The sequence below is a fragment of the uncultured Aquincola sp. genome (assembly GCF_964001545.1).
In the GTDB taxonomy this organism is placed as follows: Bacteria; Pseudomonadota; Gammaproteobacteria; order Burkholderiales; family Burkholderiaceae_C; genus Aquincola.
This window is the reverse complement of the sequence record NZ_CAXFDV010000635.1, coordinates 1-1,837: the sequence shown is the minus strand read 5'-3', so window position 1 is coordinate 1,837 and position 1,837 is coordinate 1. Positions and strand designations below refer to the sequence as shown.

The following is a 1,837-nucleotide window of genomic DNA, read 5'->3' as shown; positions in this document are numbered from 1 at the left end:
TGCTGCTGGCCGACCGCCTGCGCCGCTTGCTGGGCGCCTCGATGGTCAGCGCCATCGAAAAGCTGATGGGCCTGGTGCTGACCGCGGTGGCGGTGGAGATGATCCTGGCCGGTCTGAAGCGCTACTTCTTCAGCTGAGGCGGGGATCGCCCTGCGTACCCGCCGGGCGAGGGGCTCCGGGCCGAGTGCCGGGCCGCCCCAAGCCGGCCCGGCATCCCCTTGGGGGATCGCCGACGGCACGCCGTCGGCGAGGGGCGACATGACACGGGCCAGCCGCCGGGCCGCCCCAAGGCTGGCCCGCATCCCCCTGGGGGATCGCCCGGCGTACCCGCCGGGCGAGGGGCTGGGATCACCTGCCGCGCAGGTGCGCGGGTGCTTCGAGGCGTTTGGCCAGACCGGCCAGCAAGAGCGTCAGCACCAGGTAGATCGCCGAAATCAACAGATACGGCTCCCAGTAGCGCGAATACGCGCCCGCCACGGTGCGCGCAGCCAGGGCCAGTTCGGCCAGGCCGATGGCCGAGACCAGCGACGAGTCTTTGATGAGTGTGACGCCTTCGTTGACCAGCGCCGGCATCATGCGGCGGAAGGCCTGCGGCAGGATCACGTGCCGCATCGCCTGCGCATGGGTCAGGCCCACGCTGTAGGCGGCCTGCGTCTGGCCGCGGTGGATGCTCAGAATGCCGGCGCGGAAGATCTCGGAGATGTAGGCGCCGGCGTTGAGCGTGAGGGCCAGCGCGCCGGAAAAGAAGGCGCCGTATTCCTGGCGGAAGCCGCGCGCCGCTTCACCGGCCAGCAGCAGGCCATGCTCGGGGTGCACCAGCGTGGGCATCACCGCGAAGTGCACCAGCAGGATCTGCACGAACAGCGGCGTGCCGCGGAAGAAGGTGACGTAGGCCAGCGTGACCAGCCGCGCCAGCTTGAGCAGCCACGCCAGCACCGCCGACTTGGGCTGCGGCGCGTCGGCCGAGCTGCTGATGAGCCCGAACACCACGCCCAGCAGCAGCCCCACGCCGATGGCCACGACGGTGAGCTTCACCGTCATGAACAGGCCTGAGATGAACAACGGGCCGTAGCCGGCCAGAATTTCCCAACGAAGATCCACGACCCGTCGTCTCCGCCCTGCTTACTTCGAGGCGGCGGAAGCCGCGGCTTCAGCGCCCGGCGCGTTGCCGAAGTACTTGGCGTAGATCTTGTCGTAGGTGCCGTCGGCCTTGATGTCGGCGATGCCCTTGTTGACCAGGCTCAGCAGCTCGGCGTTGCCCTTCTTGACGGCGAAGCCGTACTGCTCGGGCACGAAGCTGCTGTCGGCCACGGTCTTGAACTGCGCGCCCGGGTTGTTGGCCACGTAGTGGATGACCACGCCGTTGTCGGCCACCACGGCATCGACGCCGCCGGCTTCCAGTTCCTTCAGCGCCAGCGGGGTGGACTCGAAGCGCTTGACGTTGGCGCTGGTCTTGCCCAGCAGCTTGGTCACCACTTCGTCGCCGGTGGTGCCGGTCTGCACGCCGACCTTGAGCTTCTTCAGGTCGTCGAACTTGGCGACCTTGCTGCTTTGCTTGACGGCGATCAGCTGCACCGCGTCGAAGTAGGGCGAGCTGAAGTCCATGGTCTGCTTGCGCTCGTCGGTGATGGTGATCGACGAGGCCAGCAGGTCGCGGTCGCCCTGCTGCAGCGCGTTGAAGATGCCTTCCCACGGTGTGTTGACGAACTTCACCTCGAAGCCGGCCTTCTGCGCCACGGCGCTCAGCACGTCGACGGTGAAGCCGACGATCTCGGCCTTGTCGTTCTGCGATTCGAACGGCGCGTACGCGGCGTCGGTGCCCACGGTGATGACCTTG

Annotated in this window: 3 protein-coding genes; 1 reads left to right on the top strand and 2 read right to left on the bottom strand. The window is 67.8% G+C overall.

Annotation, left to right across the window (positions count from 1 at the left end; all coding sequences use genetic code 11):
• Positions 1 to 41 precede the first annotated feature (41 nt).
• On the top strand, positions 42 to 137 hold the full coding sequence (locus ABNT58_RS22195; RefSeq protein WP_348755578.1) for a MarC family protein: 96 nt from the start codon (positions 42 to 44) through the stop codon (positions 135 to 137).
• A 211-nt stretch (positions 138 to 348) separates the two neighbouring features.
• Here ABNT58_RS22195 and ABNT58_RS22190 read toward each other — a convergent pair whose 3' ends face one another.
• Both ABNT58_RS22190 and ABNT58_RS22185 read right to left on the bottom strand, forming a co-directional pair.
• Positions 349 to 1,101: an amino acid ABC transporter permease gene (locus tag ABNT58_RS22190; RefSeq protein WP_348755577.1), complete on the bottom strand. Its 753-nt coding sequence runs from the start codon at positions 1,099 to 1,101 to the stop codon at positions 349 to 351.
• 21 nt (positions 1,102 to 1,122) lie between these two features.
• Positions 1,123 to 1,837, bottom strand: a 715-nt coding sequence (locus tag ABNT58_RS22185) for a basic amino acid ABC transporter substrate-binding protein (RefSeq protein WP_348755576.1), incomplete at its 5' end; no start/stop codon positions are given.

What these genes read in the sequence shown, in the direction of transcription:
- ABNT58_RS22195 (WP_348755578.1), top strand. Translation starts at nt 42, where the DNA reads ATGGTCAGCGCCATCGAAAAGCTGATGGGCCTGGTGCTGACCGCGGTG.